This window comes from Coleofasciculus sp. FACHB-1120 (assembly GCF_014698845.1).
Classification (GTDB): Bacteria; Cyanobacteriota; Cyanobacteriia; order Cyanobacteriales; family FACHB-T130; genus FACHB-T130.
This window is the reverse complement of the sequence record NZ_JACJTV010000005.1, coordinates 244,507-261,787: the sequence shown is the minus strand read 5'-3', so window position 1 is coordinate 261,787 and position 17,281 is coordinate 244,507. Positions and strand designations below refer to the sequence as shown.

Here is a 17,281-nt window from a genome sequence, read left to right as displayed (position 1 = left end):
GCATTTTGGAAATAGCCATGAAGAACCTAATAAAAAACTATCATCTGTACTCTAATTACCCAGGATTCAGCATATATGCAAAAAAAATCATTTCTAACAGCCGAACAAATTAGCTACGAACTTGCTTCCAACCAAACCTTATTTACCAATGTTCGAGCCACAGTGAATGAGGGAGATAGAATTGCACTGGTCGGTGCTAATGGGGTAGGAAAATCAACCTTGCTCAAAATCTTAGCTGGGGAAATTCAGCCTAGTTCGGGTTCCGTGAATCGTGAAGGTACTGTTTATTACCTTCCACAAATTAGCACCCTTATCCAGGCAATTCAAAGTGCGACTGTTCTAGAGTTTCTAAGTAATTTTTCAGAAGATTGGTGGGAAATTAGTAACCTTTTAGAGGTCAAGTTAAAAACTTCAGTAGATATTTCGCTACCAGTTAGCAGTTTGAGTGGTGGAGAGCTTACTAAATTGTTTCTGGCAATTGGCTTATACAGAAAACCAAGCGTGTTACTCCTAGATGAACCCACTAATCACCTGGATTTCTTAGCTTTAGAGAATCTGAAGAATTTTCTCCAAGAATTGAAGCAACCTTTTGTGATTGTCTCTCACAAACCTTTTTTCCTAAATCAAGTCGTTAACACCATTTGGGAGCTGACAGCATTAGGAGTGAAGGTTTACGGCGGTAACTTTTCCAGCTACAAGGAACAAAAAGAAATTGAATTTCAGGTAGCCTTGAGGACGCGAGAAATAGCCAAAAAAGAACTTCGGAGGGCAACTGATGCGTCTTTGCAAGAAGAGAAGCGGGCGGGACAATCCCGAAGAGAAGGGCGTAAACAAGCTCACGACGGAAGCATGGGGAAAGCTGCAAAAAGATTCTTCGAGAATCGAGCATCAGCGAGTGCTGGAAACGCCTCAAAAAAACATGAGGCGGCTATCGCTAAAGCTACACAAAATTTGGAATCTGCCAAAATTAGGACAAATCCAGTCGCGATTGTTCGCCTTGAAGAAGAAAGTAGTAAAAAGGGGAGAACCTTGATTGACATTCAAGGGGCAAATCTGAAAATTGGAAATCAGTTTCTTATCAAGAATATACAGATGCAAATAGCATCCGGTGAGCGAGTTGCTATTTCTGGGGCGAATGGGTCGGGAAAATCTAGCTTAATTCGGGCAGTTTTGGGCATCCATCGAGAAAATTACCCAGCGATTCTTGAATCGGGTAAGGTTTCAGTTGCTCCGAAGTTAAAAGTTGTATATCTTGACCAAACTTACGAGTTAATAGATAGAGGGAAAACTATTTTAGAAAATTTGCAAGCAGCGAATCCCAATCTTGAGTATCAACTTATCAGACAACAGCTTGGACACTTTTTATTCTTCAATGATGAAGTGAATAAAAAAGCCGAGGTTTTGAGTGGAGGAGAGCTAGCCAGACTTGCTCTGGCGATGATTAGCGTATCGGAAATTGAGTTGCTGGTATTGGATGAACCAACGAACAATTTGGATTTAGAAACCGTTACTCAAATTGTCGAAGCGTTAGAAGAGTATCGAGGCGCTATATTAGTAATTTCTCACGACCTCGACTTTCTCAGTCGCATCCAGATAACCAAAGCCTTTAAAATTCAAAAAAGGGAAATGCGAACGACCGTTTTCCTTCCCGCTGAGACAGAACAATATTATCAAGAGTTACTTTGAACGCGAAACCCCGAATTCTTAGAGAATTCGGGGGTCTTAACCGCTGGGATATCACAAATATTTTTAGTAATCAGACGCCATGATTTTTAGCTCAAACAATCTTAAAACCATTAATTACACCCAAATTGTAGACCTAAGTCATGTCATTGATCCAAATATACCGATTTGGCAAAACGATCCACTCGTTGAATTTGAGCCAGTCGCCGAGTTAGAAAAAGATGGCTACTATCTACGAAGATTCTCGATGGGAGAACACAGCGGCACTCATATCAACGCACCCAGTAGCTTTTATGAAGATGGAGTTGGAATTGAGAGTTATTCAGCCCAGTCGCTCGTTGTACCAGCGATTGTTATCGATATCCGCGACAAAGCTATTGCTAATTTTGACTATGCTTTAACGACAGCCGATGTCCTCGACTGGGAACAGCAATACCATCCTATCTCCCCTAACACTGTTGTACTTCTATACACGGGTTGGCAAGAAAAGTGGGGCGATCGAAGAGCTTTTTTAAATCAGGACGAGAAGGGAAAATTTCACTTTCCGGGGTTTGGTGCTGAAACTAGCCGATTCTTGGTCGAAGAACGCGCGATCGCTGGCGTGGGAATTGATACTCATGGCGTCGATCCAGGGCAAGATGAAACCTTTAGCACCAACCGCCTGGTATTAAAAAAGGCTGGAATTGTATTGGAAAACCTGACAAATCTTGATCGGTTATCGCCCACTGGCACTACATTAGTCATTGGGATTTTACGTCTACGGGGTGGTTCTGGGACACCTGTATCCGTGTTAGCTTTTGTCCCTTGATACCTACACCAAAAATCGCATTGACTTTACGCGATCGCTTCTTCCCATTCAATCAACCTTGACAGGCTATTATCCCTTGTGGTGAAAGCAAAGATAGATGACGCCGGATCTTGCCGACAACGCCCCGATAGCTGCACAAGAAAGGATCGATATGTCTGAACGAGAGGTTTTTGTATTTCCTGCATCCTTTGCCCAACAACGGCTGTGGTTTCTTGACCAGTTGATACCTGGCAATACTATCTATAACGTGCCGACCGCCATTCGCTTAATAGGTTCACTCAATTTAGCAGCATTAGAGCAGACGTTTAATGAAATTGTGCGTCGCCACGAAGCCTTACGGACTACATTTAAGGCGCTAGAGGGACAACCCGTACAAGTGATTCCTGTGGAAAGCTGCGCTAACGCTTCCAGCTTAACCATCCCTATGTCCGTAGTAGACCTGCGGCAATTCCCAGAATGCGATCGCGAACTCCAAGCACAGCAGTTGGTAGCAGCAGAAATCGAACGTCCTTTTGATTTGTCCTCTATCCCCTTGCTGCGAGTGAAGCTGCTACAGCTTTCCGAAACAGAACATATTCTATTGCTGAATATGCACCACATTATCTGTGATGATTGGTCGATTGGGGTGCTGATTCGGGAACTGGGAACCCTCTACACAGCCTTTACTTGTAAAGACGCGATGCATCCCGTCTCTACGCTGCCGGAATTGCCCCTGCAATACGCTGATTTTGCCCATTGGCAGCGCGAATGGCTGCAAGGAGAAGTGCTGGAAACTCAGTTAGCTTACTGGCGGCAACAATTAAACGGTATTTCCGTACTCAATTTGCCCGTTGACCGACCGAAACCAGCAGTTGCAAGCTATCGAGGCGCAACGCAATCTTTAGAGTTACCAAAAAAGCTCAGTGATGCGCTCCAGATGCTTTCGCAGCAAGAAGGTGTCACCCTATTTATGACTTTGCTGGCAGCATTTCAAATTTTACTTTATCGCTACACGCATCAAGAAGATATTGCGGTGGGTTCGCCAATTGCTAACCGTAATCGCAGCGAAATCGAAGGATTAATTGGCTTTTTTGTCAATAGTTTGGTGTTACGCACCGACTTATCTGGAAACCCAACTTTTCGGGAACTCTTAGCCAGAGTCCGACAGGTAACACTAGGCGCATATAGCCATCAAGATTTGCCCTTTGAGAAGCTTGTTGAGGAACTGCATCCAGAACGCAACTTAAATATTCATCCGCTATTCCAAGTAGTATTTGGCTTTGAGAATGCACCAATGTCGTCGCTAGAACTACCTGGATTAGTACCTAGCTTTATGGATATTGACTTTAAAACAACGCGATTTGATTTGGAGTTACATCTGTGGAAGTGTTCCGAAGATTTCCGGAGCTTATGGGGCGGTAAATGGGAGAATTCTGAAGGAATTAGAGGCATCGTGGTGTACAACACGGATTTATTCGATGAAGCCACGATTACTCGGATGCTGGGACATTTTAAAACATTGTTTGAAGGTATTGTTAACAATTCAGAAGAACGAATCGCAACTTTACCGCTATTGGGTGAAGCTGAATTACAGCAGTTGTTAATTCAGGGGAAGGACACCCAGGCAGATTATCCTAAAAATAAGTGTATCCATCAATTGTTTGAAAATCAGGTAGAGCAGAATCCTGATTCCATAGCAGTCAGTTTTGAAAATGTTGAGACAAGGCTTATCGCGTCTCTAACCTACCGAGAGTTGGATATACGCAGCAACCAATTAGCACATTATTTACAAAAATTGGGTGTAGGTTCGGAAGTTTTAGTCGGCATCTGCATGGAGCGTTCTATAGACCTAATTGTGGGATTACTAGGCATTCTGAAAGCCGGTGGAGCTTATATGCCTTTAGATCCGAGTTATCCTCAAGAGCGTTTAAAGTTCATGCTTGATGATGCTTGTAAGGGTGAAGCATTTGTTAAGAAAAACCTCAGATGCGATCCAGAAATTACTGGCACGAATGCTACGCCCCTACTATTGCTAACACAGGAAAAAATTGTTGAAAATTTTGGAGATTTCTCAAACCCAGTTGTTTACCTCGATAAGGATTGGGAAATCATTGCCCAAGAAAGTAAAGAAAGCCCGAATAGCAGCGTAACCAGCGATAACCTAGCTTATGTAATCTACACGTCCGGTTCTACAGGAAAGCCTAAGGGAGTTGCTGTTACTCACAAAGCTGTAAATCGGCTGGTTTGCAACACAAATTATATAAAATTGTCACCTAAGGATAAAGTTGCCCAAGCCTCAAATACTTCTTTCGACGCAGCAACATTCGAGATTTGGGGCGCGTTACTCAATGGCGCTCAACTTATTGGAATTAGCAGAGATGTCACCCTTTCGCCCCACGAGTTTGCATTACAACTCCAAGAAAAAGACATTAGCGTTTTATTTTTGACCACTGCTTTATTTCAACAGATTGCCAGAGATGTTCCCCAAGCTTTCGCTTTGTTACGCTATTTGCTATTTGGAGGCGAGGCTGTTGATACTCGGTGGGTAAAGAAGGTTCTTAAACAAGGCGCGCCGAAGCATTTAATTCATGTTTATGGGCCAACAGAGAGTACAACATTTTCTTCTTATTACTACGTGGAGAAATTGGCAGAAGCAGCAGCCTCTATCCCTATAGGTCGCCCAATTACGAATACGCAAATTTATCTACTGGATGGTCATTTACAACCTGTACCCATTGGCGTTGTCGGTGAGTTGTACATTGGTGGTGATGGACTGGCGCGAGAATACCTCAATCGCCCTGAATTAACTGCTGAACGCTTTATTTCTAATCCTTTTAGTAATGAACCAGAAGCACGGCTTTATAAGACGGGTGACTTAGCCCGCTATCTAGCAGACGGCAATATTGAGTTTTTAGGTCGCGTTGATAATCAGGTAAAAATTCGCGGCTTCCGCATCGAATTGGGCGAAATTGAAGCAGCGGTTAATCAGCATCCAGCAGTGCGCGAGACAGTGGTAATTGTTAAGGAAGAAATTCCTGGGGAGAAGCACTTGGTTGCTTATATTGTTCCCAACCAAAAACAGGCAATAGCAAGCATGAATCTGCGGCAATTCCTGAAAGAAAAGTTACCAGAATACATGGTGCCTTCAGCTTATGTGATGCTAGAATCCCTACCGCTGACACCGAATGGCAAAGTGGATCGCCGTGGCTTACCTGAGGTAGATACGCTCAGTTTTGATATCAAAGAAGATTATGTCGCACCGCGCGATCGCGTTGAGGAAGCGCTAGCCGAAATTTGGGCTAAAGTTTTGGGAAAACAGCAGGTAGGTGTCCACGATAACTTCTTTGAATTGGGCGGTCATTCTCTACTAGCAACTCAGCTTACTTCTCGGATACGCGACGCTTTCCAAATAGAGTTATCTGTACGCAACTTGTTTGAATCTCCAACTGTAGCTAGTTTAGCTAGGCACATTGAAACAATGTGTTGGGCGACAAAAGGTTTGGATAACACGAGTTCTATGGGAAATGAGCGAGAAGAGGTTGAATTTTAAGGAACTCTATAATCTCATTTGCAAATATTCCAGAGTCAGCAAGCGCAAGTAATCTAGCATCCGAATATAAGCTTTTATTTGCCCGTAGTCTCCATCTATTGCGAAATAAATTCTCGCGATCGCTGGAACGTTGAAGACTCGCATAGCTTGCAATTGCTCAATTGCCTCTGGTTCGTTTTCAATCCAACCTTGTGCTTGAATTTGACTAGCATAGCCCCGAATATCTACTGTTAGCAGTTCAATTTCCTCTAAAACAGTAAATTCTTCATCAGGATTTGGAGAGAGAGAAGCAATTTCTTTTCGCTCTCGTTTGCTATTTTGATAATTGACAGTTAACTCCTTTAACAGATGACTAATGTAGTTTCTAGTAATTTCAGCACTTTGAGTGTTGAGCATGGCTTTACTCATCATTTACTCCATAAGTAACTATTTTTTCAATACCAAATCGATTGGGTCGGACAATCAGATATTCATTGCCTTTTCGATAGACTGCTGAACCATCCCGACGATATCCAGTTTTAGGAACTCGTGCTGTTCCCTTCTTATTAAAGTTTTGGGCTTTTCGGAGATATTTTAATGGGTCAATTTCTTTTCTTGAAGCATGGTCTAAAATATTCTGAGCGACACTGATATAAGTAGAAGCATCTCATTCAGATATATACTGCTCTATTTCGGCAACTTCTGCCTCGGTATATCCTTCACATAGCTGGGCTAAAAAGAGATCGACAGGTGGCTCATCCTGCATCAGGTTTTAATTTTGTTATCATCAGGTTTCAGTCCTATCTATCACGACTGTAACCCCCGATAGGCAACCAATGCAATGCTCAGTTTCATGTCAGAAGACACCTATTGTTTTAAGCATTGATATATTGTTCTGAGCGTTACCCGCACTTAGCACAAAACGCAGTGACAACTTCGGAAAATAGCTGATTCTTTTCTATCAATGCCATGTGCCCACCCGGCTTTATCATGACGAGTTCAGCTTGAGACAATTCGGCTTTCATGCGATCGCTTGCAACAGGTTTAGTCGCGATATCTCCTGCACCGCAAACAACCAACACCGGAACGTTAATCGTTGGGAGTGTCCTTGTTTCCTCGAAATTGAACATTGCCAATGTACCGCTAGCGAGAACACCAGGCGAACCTAAAGCCGATAAGAATGCGGCGAAATCTAGTTGACCGCGTGTTTCAGTCCCCTTAAATCCAGAAATCTCGACGCTGATATATAGCGAACCATTGAGATAGCTTAGCCAAGTCATCAGCCAAAAGATGGGTGACAGCAGAATCGTGAGGTACAACAGAGGTTCGAGCAGCGGTTTCTGCAACTTGCGTAACACACTGCTCAAGATAGAAGTTTTCAGCGGATTGGTATAGGTTGTATCTGCAAGGATTAAGCCTGCTACGCGACGACCCAGATGTTCTGGAAACAGCCGACAGAATGTTAGGTTAATCATGCCGCCCATGCTGTGACCTAGCAGGATAACAGGCTTCTCTCCCGCTATAGCAACAACCGCTTCTAGGTCACGGGCATATTTTTCTATAGAGTAGTCGTTATTTTTGGGTCTAGTAGATTTTCCGAGTCCCGGCAAATCCCATACTATTACTCGGAAGCGATCGCTCAGTTGTCGCTTGGCATAGTACCATACCGCACTGTTCGGTCCCCAACCGTGTGACAAGATAATCGGTTGACCATCCTCAGGCCCATAGAACTCTACTTGCAGAACACTACCATCCGGTCGTTGTATGCGCTGCACAGTTCCGGTACGCATGATTTTGGGTTCGTCAGCACCTTGGCGACGCAGCAGTGGCAAGCTGATAAAACGACCGCCAAGAGACCACAAAACCATCGCCAGTCCGCCTATCAAGTAGGACATCCCCACCAGTTCCCCTTCATACCACTCATAAAGAATGTAAATGCCTCCGCCAAGTATGCCGATGGACAGCAATCCTACCAGCCATACGAGTAGAAAATTCAGGGGCATGAACACCATGAGCAGAAACCTTTAGAGTAGGATGTTGAGTTAGTTTTGTTCTAACGTCATACCGAGGTTAGACTACAGCCGCCTCAATAGCAAGTAAACTCCTCTAGCGGGTACTGTCCTAGAAGAGGTTTAATTTTGAAAACAGTTGAGTTTTTATCTTACCTCCGTAGCTTAGATATTCAGGTTTTTATCGATGGAGAACGCCTTCACTGTAACGCCCCAGAAGGAACTCTCACTTCCGAACTGCGTGCAGAAATACAACAGCGCAAAGCAGAAATTCTTTCATTTTTAAGGGCAGCAAATTCTACTACCAGCAACGCTTCTACATCCCTGGTACCTATCTCGCGGGATAGAAATCTCCGCCTCTCATTTGCTCAGCAACGGCTATGGTTTCTGGACCAATTATTCCCCAACAATTTTTTCTATAATGTTCCGGCAGCAGTGCGTTTAACAGGTTCGCTCAATTTAGCAGCGCTGGAGGAAGCTTTTAACGAAATCGTCCGCCGTCACGAAGCTTTGCGTACCACTTTTGTCACGGTGGAAGGGCAACCTATTCAGGTAATTAATCCCAACTTAAAAATATCTTTACCAGTCATAGATTTACGAGAGCTACCAGCAGCCGAACGAGAAAACCAAGCACAACAGCTAACAACTCAGGAGGCGCAACGTCCTTTTAATTTGTCAAGCGATCCATTGCTGCGAGTAACCCTGCTGCGGTTGGATGAGACAGAATATATAATGCTGCTGAATATGCACCACATTGTCTCCGATGGTTGGTCTATTGGGGTACTAATTAAGGAATTGGCAGCACTCTACACAGCTTCTTGTAAAGACGTATTAGCACAGTTGTGCGTCCCTACATCTCTGCCAAAACTCCCCATCCAATATGCAGACTTTGCACACTGGCAACGCGAATGGTTGCAAGGGGAAGTTTTAGAAACACAACTTGGTTACTGGCGGCAACAATTAGATGGCATTTCCATGCTGAATTTGCCCACCGATAAACCGCGATTAGCCGTTCAAACTTACCGGGGTGCAACGCAAATTTTGCAACTACCGAAAAGTTTAAGTGAAGCGTTAGAGGCGCTTTCTCAGCAGGAAGGAGCCACTTTATTCATGACCCTGCTGGCAGCATTCCAGATTTTACTTTACCGCTACACGCATCAAGAAGATATTGCTGTAGGTTCACCAATTGCCAACCGCAATCGCAGCGAAATTGAAGGTTTAATTGGCTTTTTTGTCAATAGTTTAGTGCTGCGAACCGATTTATCGGGAAACCCAAGTTTTCGCTCACTATTGAGTCGAGTGAAAGAAATTGCCTTGGGCGCTTATGCTCACCAAGATTTGCCTTTTGAGAAGCTAGTGGAGGAACTACATCCAGAACGCAGCTTGAACCAAAACCCTCTGTTCCAAGTGGTATTTGCGCTACAGAATGCGCCAATTTCAGCCCTGGAACTCCCTGGATTAACGCTCAGCCCGATGGAATTTGATAGTCAGACAACTCGCTTTGATTTAGAGTTTCACTTGTGGGAAAAAGGGCAAAAAAATGGATTATGGGTAGATAGTTTAGAAGGGATTAGTGGTTTTGTAATTTATAGCACCGATTTATTCGATCAAGCGACGATCAATCGGATGTTAGGGCATTTTCAAACCTTGCTAGAAGGAATTGTTGCGAATCCAGAGGAACGAGTCGCCAACTTACCGCTACTCAGTCAATCTGAGCTACATCAGTTGTTGGTTGAATGGAACAATACCCAGGTAGATTATCCAAAAAATTTATGCATTCATCAGGTATTTGAGGCTCAGGTAGAGCAGAATAAAGATGCGATTGCACTGGTGTTTGAAGACAAGCAACTTACCTATCAAGAGTTAAACATACGCAGCAACCAACTTGCACGTTACTTACAAAAATTGGGTGTTGGTGCGGAAATTTTAGTAGGACTTTGCGTAGAGCGATCGCTTGATATGATAATCGGGATGTTAGCCATCCTGAAAGCAGGTGGAGCATACCTACCTTTAGACCCCAGCTACCCGCCTGAGCGTTTGATTTTTATGCTTCAAGATGCTCAAGTGCCGGTTATATTAACCCATGAACAGTGTATCGAACGCCTTGGAGAATATAGCTCACAAATAATATGTTTAGATAAAGATTTGGAAACCATTGCCCAAGAAAGCGAAGCTAATACTATTAGTAATGTTACAGCAGAGAATCTTGCTTATGTTATCTATACCTCTGGCACCACAGGAAAGCCTAAAGGGGTTAAAACTGAACATTGCAGCTTATTAAATCTCATCTTTTGGCATCAAAAAACGTTTGCAGTTTCACCGCTTGACCGAGTAACGCAGGTTGCTGGAGTTGCCTTTGATGCTTGCGGGTGGGAAATTTTGCCTTATTTGAGTGCAGGATGCAGCATTTATTTGATTGATGATGAAATAAGAATAGCGCCTGAAAAGCTGAGAGACTTCTTAATATCGAAATTAATAACAATTAGCTTTTTACCGACAACTTTAGCTGAGAAAGTTTTGTTATTGGATTGGTCTAATAACGCAGATTTCCGAATATTACTGACAGGAGGCGACAAACTACATCAGTATCCTTTGACTGATTATCCTTTCCAGCTAGTTAATAATTATGGCCCAACTGAGAATACAGTTGTGACAACATCCGGTATTGTTCCTGTCAGAGATAAAGAAGATCCCCCCAAACCCCCTTATAAAGGGGGGCAAGAAGAGAACACAGATCTAATAGCACCATTAAGAAATAGTATAAAGCCTACAATTGGTCGTCCCATTGCCAACACTCAAGTTTATGTTCTAGATAGATATTTACAACCTGTTCCTATCGGTGTTGCTGGTGAATTGTACATTGGTGGTGATGGACTAGCGCGAGGTTATTTAAACCGTCCTGATTTAACTGCTGAAAAATTTATTTCTAATCCTTTTAGCAACCAACCAGAAGCACGTCTTTATAAAACAGGCGATTTAGTTCGTTATCAACCAGATGGCAATATCGAGTTTTTAGGTCGCCTCGATGAACAGGTGAAAATTCGCGGCTTCCGCATAGAGTTGGGAGAAATTGAAGCGGTATTGAGTCAGCATCCAGCAGTGCTGCAAAATGTTGTAATAACTCGTGAAGATTTACCAGGGGAAAAGCGTTTAGTAGCTTATGTAGCGCTAAATTCTGAGTACAGCGAACAGAAGCAGGTGGAAATCCAATTGCAAAATGAGCAGGTTTCGCAATGGCAGATGCTCTACAACGAAAATTATAATCAACCTGCTGCTGGTTCAGATCCAACATTCAATATTGTCGGTTGGAATAGCAGTTATACTAATCAACCGATTCCAGCAGAACAGATGCGTGAATGGGTAGATAACCAAGTAGCGGAAATTCTGGATTTGCAACCGAGTCGAGTGTTAGAAATTGGATGTGGAACAGGTTTATTATTGTTTAGAATTGCGCCTCACTGCAATAAATATTGTGGAACAGATTTTTCCTCGGCTTCACTAAACTACATCCAGCAGCAATTGTCACAATTACCTCAAGTAAGATTGCTTCAGAAGTTAGCGACTGACTTTGAGGGAGTGGAGTCACAAGCCTTTGATACGGTGATTCTGAACTCCGTGGTGCAATATTTTCCCAGTATTGATTATCTAGTGCGCGTACTGGAGGGAGCCATAAATGCGATCGCTCCCGGTGGCTTCATCTTCATTGGCGATGTGCGTAGTCTCCCCCTATTGCAAGCTTTCCACGCCTCAGTACAGTTTTATCAAGCCGAACCTTCTCTCACCCGCGAACAGTTGCAGCAACGGGTAGAAATGCAAATGTTCCAAGAAACTGAGTTAGTAATTGATCCAGCTTTCTTCAGTGCATTAAAGCAGCGATTTCCCCAGATTAGCGACGTACAAATTCAACTGATCCGGGGTTGTTCTCACAATGAATTAACGCAGTTTCGTTATAACGCAATTTTGCATATTGGCACAGAAATAGGTTCTGAAAGAACCCCCCTCAATCCCCCCGAAGCGGGGGGAAGTAAGAATACTCCGGCTCCCTCCCCGTTGCGGGGAGGGCTGGGGAGAGGTTCCTCGCTAGACTGGCACGAAAATAACTTAACCATCTCCGCTGTACATCAGCTATTAATTGATAACCAACCAGAAACCTTAAGCATTACCAATGTGCCTAATGCGCGGGTAACAGCAGCAGTTAAAACAGCAGAATGGCTGTCAGACCCAGCAGAATTTAAAACTGTCCGACAGATCCATGAAGCTTTGCAAAAACTCCAAAATTTGGGAGTAGATCCAGAAGATTTCTATAGCCTAGATGTCCCTTACAACATTGAAATTAGCTGGTCAGATTCCGGCACTGAAGGACGCTACGATGTAGTGTTTGTAAGCAAAGAAATAGACAAAAAAACTACTTTGCCACTCAGCGCTAAATTGCGATCGCTACAATCTTATGCGAATAATCCCCTACAAGCAAAAGCAGCCCGTAAGTTAATCCCTCAATTGCAGACTTATCTCACCCAAAAGCTACCTGAGTACATGGTGTCATCGGCTTTTGTGGTGCTGGAATCTCTACCGCTTACACCTAATGGCAAAGTCGATCGCCGTGCTTTACCTGCACCCGAACCAGTCAAACTAGAATTGGCAGGAAGTTATGTTGCACCTCAAACTCCGGTTGAGGAAGTGTTAGTGAAAATTTTTGCAGAGGTTTTGGGAGTTAAACGGGTGGGTATTCAGGATAATTTCTTTGAATTAGGAGGACATTCATTACTAGCGACTCAGCTTGTTTCTAGAGTGCGCGACGCATTCGGGGTGGAGTTACCTTTGCGTAGTGTCTTTGAGGCACCGACAATTGCAGAATTATCGAAAGCGATCGCTAGTTTTCAGCAGACCACTACTCAAAGCAAAGCCCCAGCCTTAGTGCCAATTTCTCGTGAAAATCGTCGCATGAAGCTATCTTCTCTCAATAAAGAAAACCAACAACCGTAAACCAGATGAAAGCCAACGACCAATTTCCAGAAAATTTCATCTGGGGCGCGGCTACCTCCGCCTATCAGATAGAGGGTGCGGCAACAGAAGGCGATCGCAAACCCAGCGTCTGGGATACCTTCAGTGCTACCCCCGGACGGGTTGAGAATGGCGATACAGGTGCTGTTGCTTGCGACCATTACCACCGCTACGAAACAGACGTAGAACTGATGGCAAAACTGGGTATCAAGCAATATCGCTTCAGTATCGCTTGGCCCCGAATTATTCCTGATGGTCGGGGAAACGTGAATGAAAAGGGAGTCGATTTCTACAAGCGCCTAGTTGATTGCTTGCACAAACACGGGATTACTCCCCACGCCACCTTGTTTCATTGGGACAGTCCTCAAGCACTAGAGGATTTGTACGGTTCTTGGCGCAGCCGGGAGATGGCTTCAGATTTTGCTGACTATGTTACTGCCGTTGTCAGTCGGTTAGGCGATCGCATCACCAACTGGATGACCATCAACGAAATCCCCTGCTTCACTGATTTCGCCTACGATGTGGATAAAGACCCACCCTTTGCCCCCGGCACTCGTGTCAAAACTCGCAAACAAGTGTGGCAGACTTCTCACCATGCCCTCCTCGCTCATGGAATGGGCTGTCAAGCTATCCGTGCTGCCTCGCCCGTTCCTTGTTCTGTAGCACTTGTAGACAATATTTCTGTCACCGTTCCCCTCACCGAATCAGCAGCTGATATAACGGCGGCTCAGCAAGCTTTCCATACTTCTTGGCTCAATGGTGGGATTATTTTTCCAGCGCTGACGGGTGCCTACAGTCCAGCAATGCTTGAGAAATTGGGCGTTGATGCCCCAGATATTCAGTCGGGCGATTTAGAAATCATTCACCAGCCCCTCGACTCAATCGGTATCAATATTTACACTGGCACTTATGTTCGTGCCGCAGATAATAAAGACGGTTACGAGTTTCTTGACTTCCCGAAAGGCTACCCGCGAATGAATATGCCTTGGCTGCATATCGTTCCTGAGAGTATCTATTGGGGAATTCGCCATATTAGTGAGACGCTTGGGCGACAAGATTTGCCCGTGTTCATTACGGAGAATGGTTGTGCTGCCGAAGACGAACTGAACGCTCAAGGCGAGGTAATTGATACAGACCGCATTATGTATTTGCGCCAGTATTTGAAGGCGGCTAATCGAGCCATTCGTGAAGGCTATCCCCTGAAAGGTTACTTCCTTTGGAGTTTCATGGATAACTTTGAGTGGCCTTACGGTTATAGTCGCCGCTTTGGAATTACCTATATCGATTACAAGACACAACAACGCATTCCCAAAGCCAGCTTCAATTGGTATGCAGAGTGCATTCGTCAGAACCGGGTGGTTTGAGATAAAATCGTGCGATCGCGCCTTAATCATACTGGTGCAAGTGGTGGAGCTACGCGAGCGCACAACTATCCAAAGTTGTTGAAAGTTTGAAAGACAGCAATGCTAAAAGTAAAGCCCCAGCCTTAATCCCGATTTCTTATGAGAGTCGGCGCATGAAACTATCCTCCCTTAACAAAGAAAGCAAAGAGATATGACCGGGAGGTAAAATCTATTAGCAATAATGGATCGCCCCCACAATTTGGACAAGGAGCGATCCTTTGGCTGTAAGGTAGCTGATGCTGATTTCTCAGTAGGGCTACTTTATTGAAGGTGACAAGTCTAAATCACATCCTTGACCTTTCCAATTAAAGAGTCTGAGAACTGGCCCCAGTACATCCGCAGGTCTCCGTAGCGTTCACGAGGATTTTCGTCCATTGATTCCGCCTTGCCGTATGCAATTATCAGGAGGGTCAAAGCCTCGATTGTCCTTTTTGCAGCTCGAACAGCCTCATCGCCGGATACGCCTCCTGGTGTGCGTTGAGCGATAGACCGGATCGGTTCCCACATTTCCCGATAGAACCGATGCCGAGTGTTGAGCCGGATAATAACCTGACCGTTTAGATGTTGGATGTCGATGAACGTGTGACCAGGGAAATCTACTGACTCAATCACAAAGGGGAGATCCTTAATCGACTCTAGATATTCCTCCTGCGCCTTCTTGTCATTCCCAATTACATCTTTAGCTAAGTCAAGTTTTACACGCTCCTGCTCTACCCGATCGTCGGGCCCCTTAGCGCGGCTTTTGGGAAGGGTACGATTTGCCTTTTTGCTAGCCTTAACAAGGGGAGTGTGTTCACCCTGATGCGTTTGATTATCTCTTGCTGCCTCGCCCCTTATGTCATCAAGCTTTGCACGAGCCTCAGCAACATACTTCTTGAGAAGATCAAACATTTTGGCTCGGAGTTCATCATGCGGTTCGACACCCCGCTTTACGTTCCGAACGCCAAAATAGTCGTCAAGCTCAGGCTTAAAGGCTACTTCAATACCCAGGAAGCGATCTTCTGTCTGCACACCTCTTGGGAATATCCTCGGTACATTCGTGTAGTTAATTTCGCGCTCAAGCCGCACAAAGCTGATACATCCTCCGTTATCTACTACTCGAAGCTTTTTAGCAAGTTCATCTCCGCCTGTACCTGGTTCCCGCGCCACCTCTTTTGGGTAAACTGTTACGGTGAGTTCTGCTATAGATCCTCCGATCTCGATCCGCTCCTTATTAGCAATAATTAGAGCGGGAAAGTGTGTTTTACGGCTCGATTGGTAATTATCTTGACTCTCTTGCTCGTTAGCTTTGCTAATACGAGAGTAGTATTTTGTGAGCTCTTTATCTGTCCAGGTTCCTTCCATAAGAAACAGTGGATCGTAAGGAAGGAGCTTTGTATCGTTGACGGAAATCTTAATGCCACCATGAAGGAAATAACGAAACATACGAGAAAGTTCTTTCTCAACTTCAACCCGCAGAGTCTTAGCGTCGGGCGCTCGCCGTCCCTCTTCAAGACGGTCAACCTTCGACCAGACGACCACAGTCCCGGAGTCATTAGGCAGCAATGAAACTAGCTCATCAGGAACAGGTTCCTGGTTTGGCATCTCAATGCCTACCACTTCACCTTTCTCTTCCTGTTCAATAGCATCATCTAAATCAAAATAGACGTGCTGCCAAGGCTCCTCCTCTCGCGTCCGGCTCCACACATCAATTCGACGCCCGTAGTTCAGTGCCGCAAGCTTGGCACCCACACCGTACTTCCCAATGGTGTCCTTTTGCATATACCTGGTGGAGAACCCAACTTGCAAGTAGTACGGAAGTATCTCGGTGCCCATGCCACTTCCGTCATCAACAACAACAATCCGATGGATGTGCTTCTTGCCATGCTTATCCTGCGTCTCCTCTAGGCGTAGCAAAATGTTGTTTGCATCGGCTTCGAGACTGTTGTCAATCACCTCTCCTAATGCCGCCGCAAGACTATAGCCGGAGTCACGCAGAGACCTGAGAGCGTGACCACTGAGAACCACCGGAATCCGCTTTGTCGTTTTGGATATATCCGTTGTCGTTATTGCCATTTCATTCTCCTTTGAGGATTTTTGGCGCACCTAAGCGTGCGTCTTGTTATCAAACTTCACGAATTAGCGTTCTAGCTGTTGCTGCCTAGCGATCACCTAAAGCAGGTCGCAGTAGCATCAGTGTCCCTATCAAAAGCAGAATTAGCCCTGCCATCATGCCTCCTCTTGAGGGAAAAAGAAGCTCCGAGAAATCTCACGTATTTTCTGCCGTGCCCGGTCTACACTCCTGCGCGAAATTCCACATCGTGCAGCAGTCTCAGCAATACTCTCGCCAACGAGCATTCCATCAAAGCAGTTAATTAGCTCAGAACCATTCTGCGCCAAAGCCTCCCGAATCTTGTCCTCCATCTCACTTGCAATGCAGTTGGCTTCGGGTGTCTTTTCGTTGATACTGTCTAAGGCTTGTGCAGAGTAGGCTGTAAAATTTTTGAGAAAAACGACTCTGCGAGCATAAGTTCGGAGTATGCTGTGCTGTGCGTTACGCAAAACATCGTGAAAAAGAAATTCAACACTCCTTGACTGGCGACCCGAATTTAAAGCCAGGGAGATTGCGCGATCGGTAATTTCGTACTCTCTAGTCCCAGGGGCGAGGCGTTGCAGGCGCGAGTAGAGTTTCTCAACGACGCACCAGCGGACATCGGATGAAGATATGGTATCCATTTTTGCTCCTTTTCGGTACTCTGCCGCCCCTATACCGGGTGCAGCTTTGTCCTGTTACACAATATACTGCACCACAATTCTGGCTTATGCGCCAAGTGGAAGTGTCAAAAATGAATTCATATAAGTAGCTAGCAGATGAAACCCGACTGCTAGC

Annotated in this window: 9 protein-coding genes; 5 read left to right on the top strand and 4 right to left on the bottom strand. The window is 44.8% G+C overall.

Translation table 11 applies throughout. From position 1 onward, the window contains the following. The first annotated feature begins 75 nt into the window (after positions 1 to 75). The 3 genes from abc-f to H6H02_RS07880 all read left to right on the top strand — a co-directional run bounded on the left by abc-f (position 76) and on the right by H6H02_RS07880 (position 6,020). Positions 76 to 1,686 carry a ribosomal protection-like ABC-F family protein gene (abc-f, locus tag H6H02_RS07890; protein ID WP_190816313.1) on the top strand — a complete coding sequence of 537 codons (1,611 nt, stop codon included), beginning with the start codon at positions 76 to 78 and terminating at the stop codon, positions 1,684 to 1,686. Between the two features lie 79 nt (positions 1,687 to 1,765). Continuing rightward, entirely contained in the window at positions 1,766 to 2,491 is a 726-nt protein-coding gene (locus tag H6H02_RS07885; protein ID WP_190816311.1) for a cyclase family protein, read from the top strand. Between the two features lie 151 nt (positions 2,492 to 2,642). Beyond that, positions 2,643 to 6,020, top strand: coding sequence for a non-ribosomal peptide synthetase (locus H6H02_RS07880; RefSeq protein ID WP_190816309.1), 3,378 nt, complete (start codon positions 2,643 to 2,645; stop codon positions 6,018 to 6,020). A 6-nt stretch (positions 6,021 to 6,026) separates the two neighbouring features. Here the strand turns inward: H6H02_RS07880 and H6H02_RS07875 are convergent, their stop codons facing one another. Together H6H02_RS07875 and H6H02_RS07865 are read right to left on the bottom strand one after the other, a co-directional pair. After that, on the bottom strand, positions 6,027 to 6,416 hold the full coding sequence (locus tag H6H02_RS07875) for a hypothetical protein (RefSeq protein WP_206757268.1): 390 nt from the start codon (positions 6,414 to 6,416) through the stop codon (positions 6,027 to 6,029). 485 nt (positions 6,417 to 6,901) lie between these two features. Then, entirely contained in the window at positions 6,902 to 8,011 is a 1,110-nt protein-coding gene (locus H6H02_RS07865; RefSeq protein ID WP_190816305.1) for an alpha/beta hydrolase, read from the bottom strand. A 126-nt stretch (positions 8,012 to 8,137) separates the two neighbouring features. Between H6H02_RS07865 and H6H02_RS07860 the strand changes: the two genes are divergently transcribed. Next, positions 8,138 to 12,991 (top strand): non-ribosomal peptide synthetase, encoded by a 4,854-nt coding sequence (locus tag H6H02_RS07860; protein ID WP_190816303.1) that lies wholly within the window; start codon positions 8,138 to 8,140, stop codon positions 12,989 to 12,991. Between the two features lie 5 nt (positions 12,992 to 12,996). After that, complete coding sequence (locus H6H02_RS07855; protein WP_190816301.1) at positions 12,997 to 14,373, top strand: GH1 family beta-glucosidase; 1,377 nt, start codon at positions 12,997 to 12,999, stop codon at positions 14,371 to 14,373. Positions 14,374 to 14,691: 318 nt separating this feature from the next. Here H6H02_RS07855 and H6H02_RS07850 read toward each other — a convergent pair whose 3' ends face one another. Together H6H02_RS07850 and H6H02_RS07845 are read right to left on the bottom strand one after the other, a co-directional pair. After that, on the bottom strand, positions 14,692 to 16,467 hold the full coding sequence (locus H6H02_RS07850) for an ATP-binding protein (protein WP_190816299.1): 1,776 nt from the start codon (positions 16,465 to 16,467) through the stop codon (positions 14,692 to 14,694). Between the two features lie 153 nt (positions 16,468 to 16,620). Then, positions 16,621 to 17,127, bottom strand: a complete 507-nt coding sequence (locus H6H02_RS07845) for a hypothetical protein (RefSeq protein ID WP_190816298.1) — start codon at positions 17,125 to 17,127, stop codon at positions 16,621 to 16,623. Between the last annotated feature and the right edge of the window lie 154 nt (positions 17,128 to 17,281).

Bases quoted from the DNA above. Each gene is read 5' to 3' on its own strand.
- H6H02_RS07845 (WP_190816298.1), bottom strand. From the start codon at position 17,127: ATGGATACCATATCTTCATCCGATGTCCGCTGGTGCGTCGTTGAGAAA.
- H6H02_RS07875 (WP_206757268.1), bottom strand. From the start codon at position 6,416: ATGCTCAACACTCAAAGTGCTGAAATTACTAGAAACTACATTAGTCAT.
- H6H02_RS07855 (WP_190816301.1), top strand. From the start codon at position 12,997: ATGAAAGCCAACGACCAATTTCCAGAAAATTTCATCTGGGGCGCGGCT.
- H6H02_RS07850 (WP_190816299.1), bottom strand. From the start codon at position 16,467: ATGGCAATAACGACAACGGATATATCCAAAACGACAAAGCGGATTCCG.
- abc-f (WP_190816313.1), top strand. From the start codon at position 76: ATGCAAAAAAAATCATTTCTAACAGCCGAACAAATTAGCTACGAACTT.
- H6H02_RS07885 (WP_190816311.1), top strand. From the start codon at position 1,766: ATGATTTTTAGCTCAAACAATCTTAAAACCATTAATTACACCCAAATT.
- H6H02_RS07880 (WP_190816309.1), top strand. From the start codon at position 2,643: ATGTCTGAACGAGAGGTTTTTGTATTTCCTGCATCCTTTGCCCAACAA.
- H6H02_RS07865 (WP_190816305.1), bottom strand. From the start codon at position 8,011: ATGGTGTTCATGCCCCTGAATTTTCTACTCGTATGGCTGGTAGGATTG.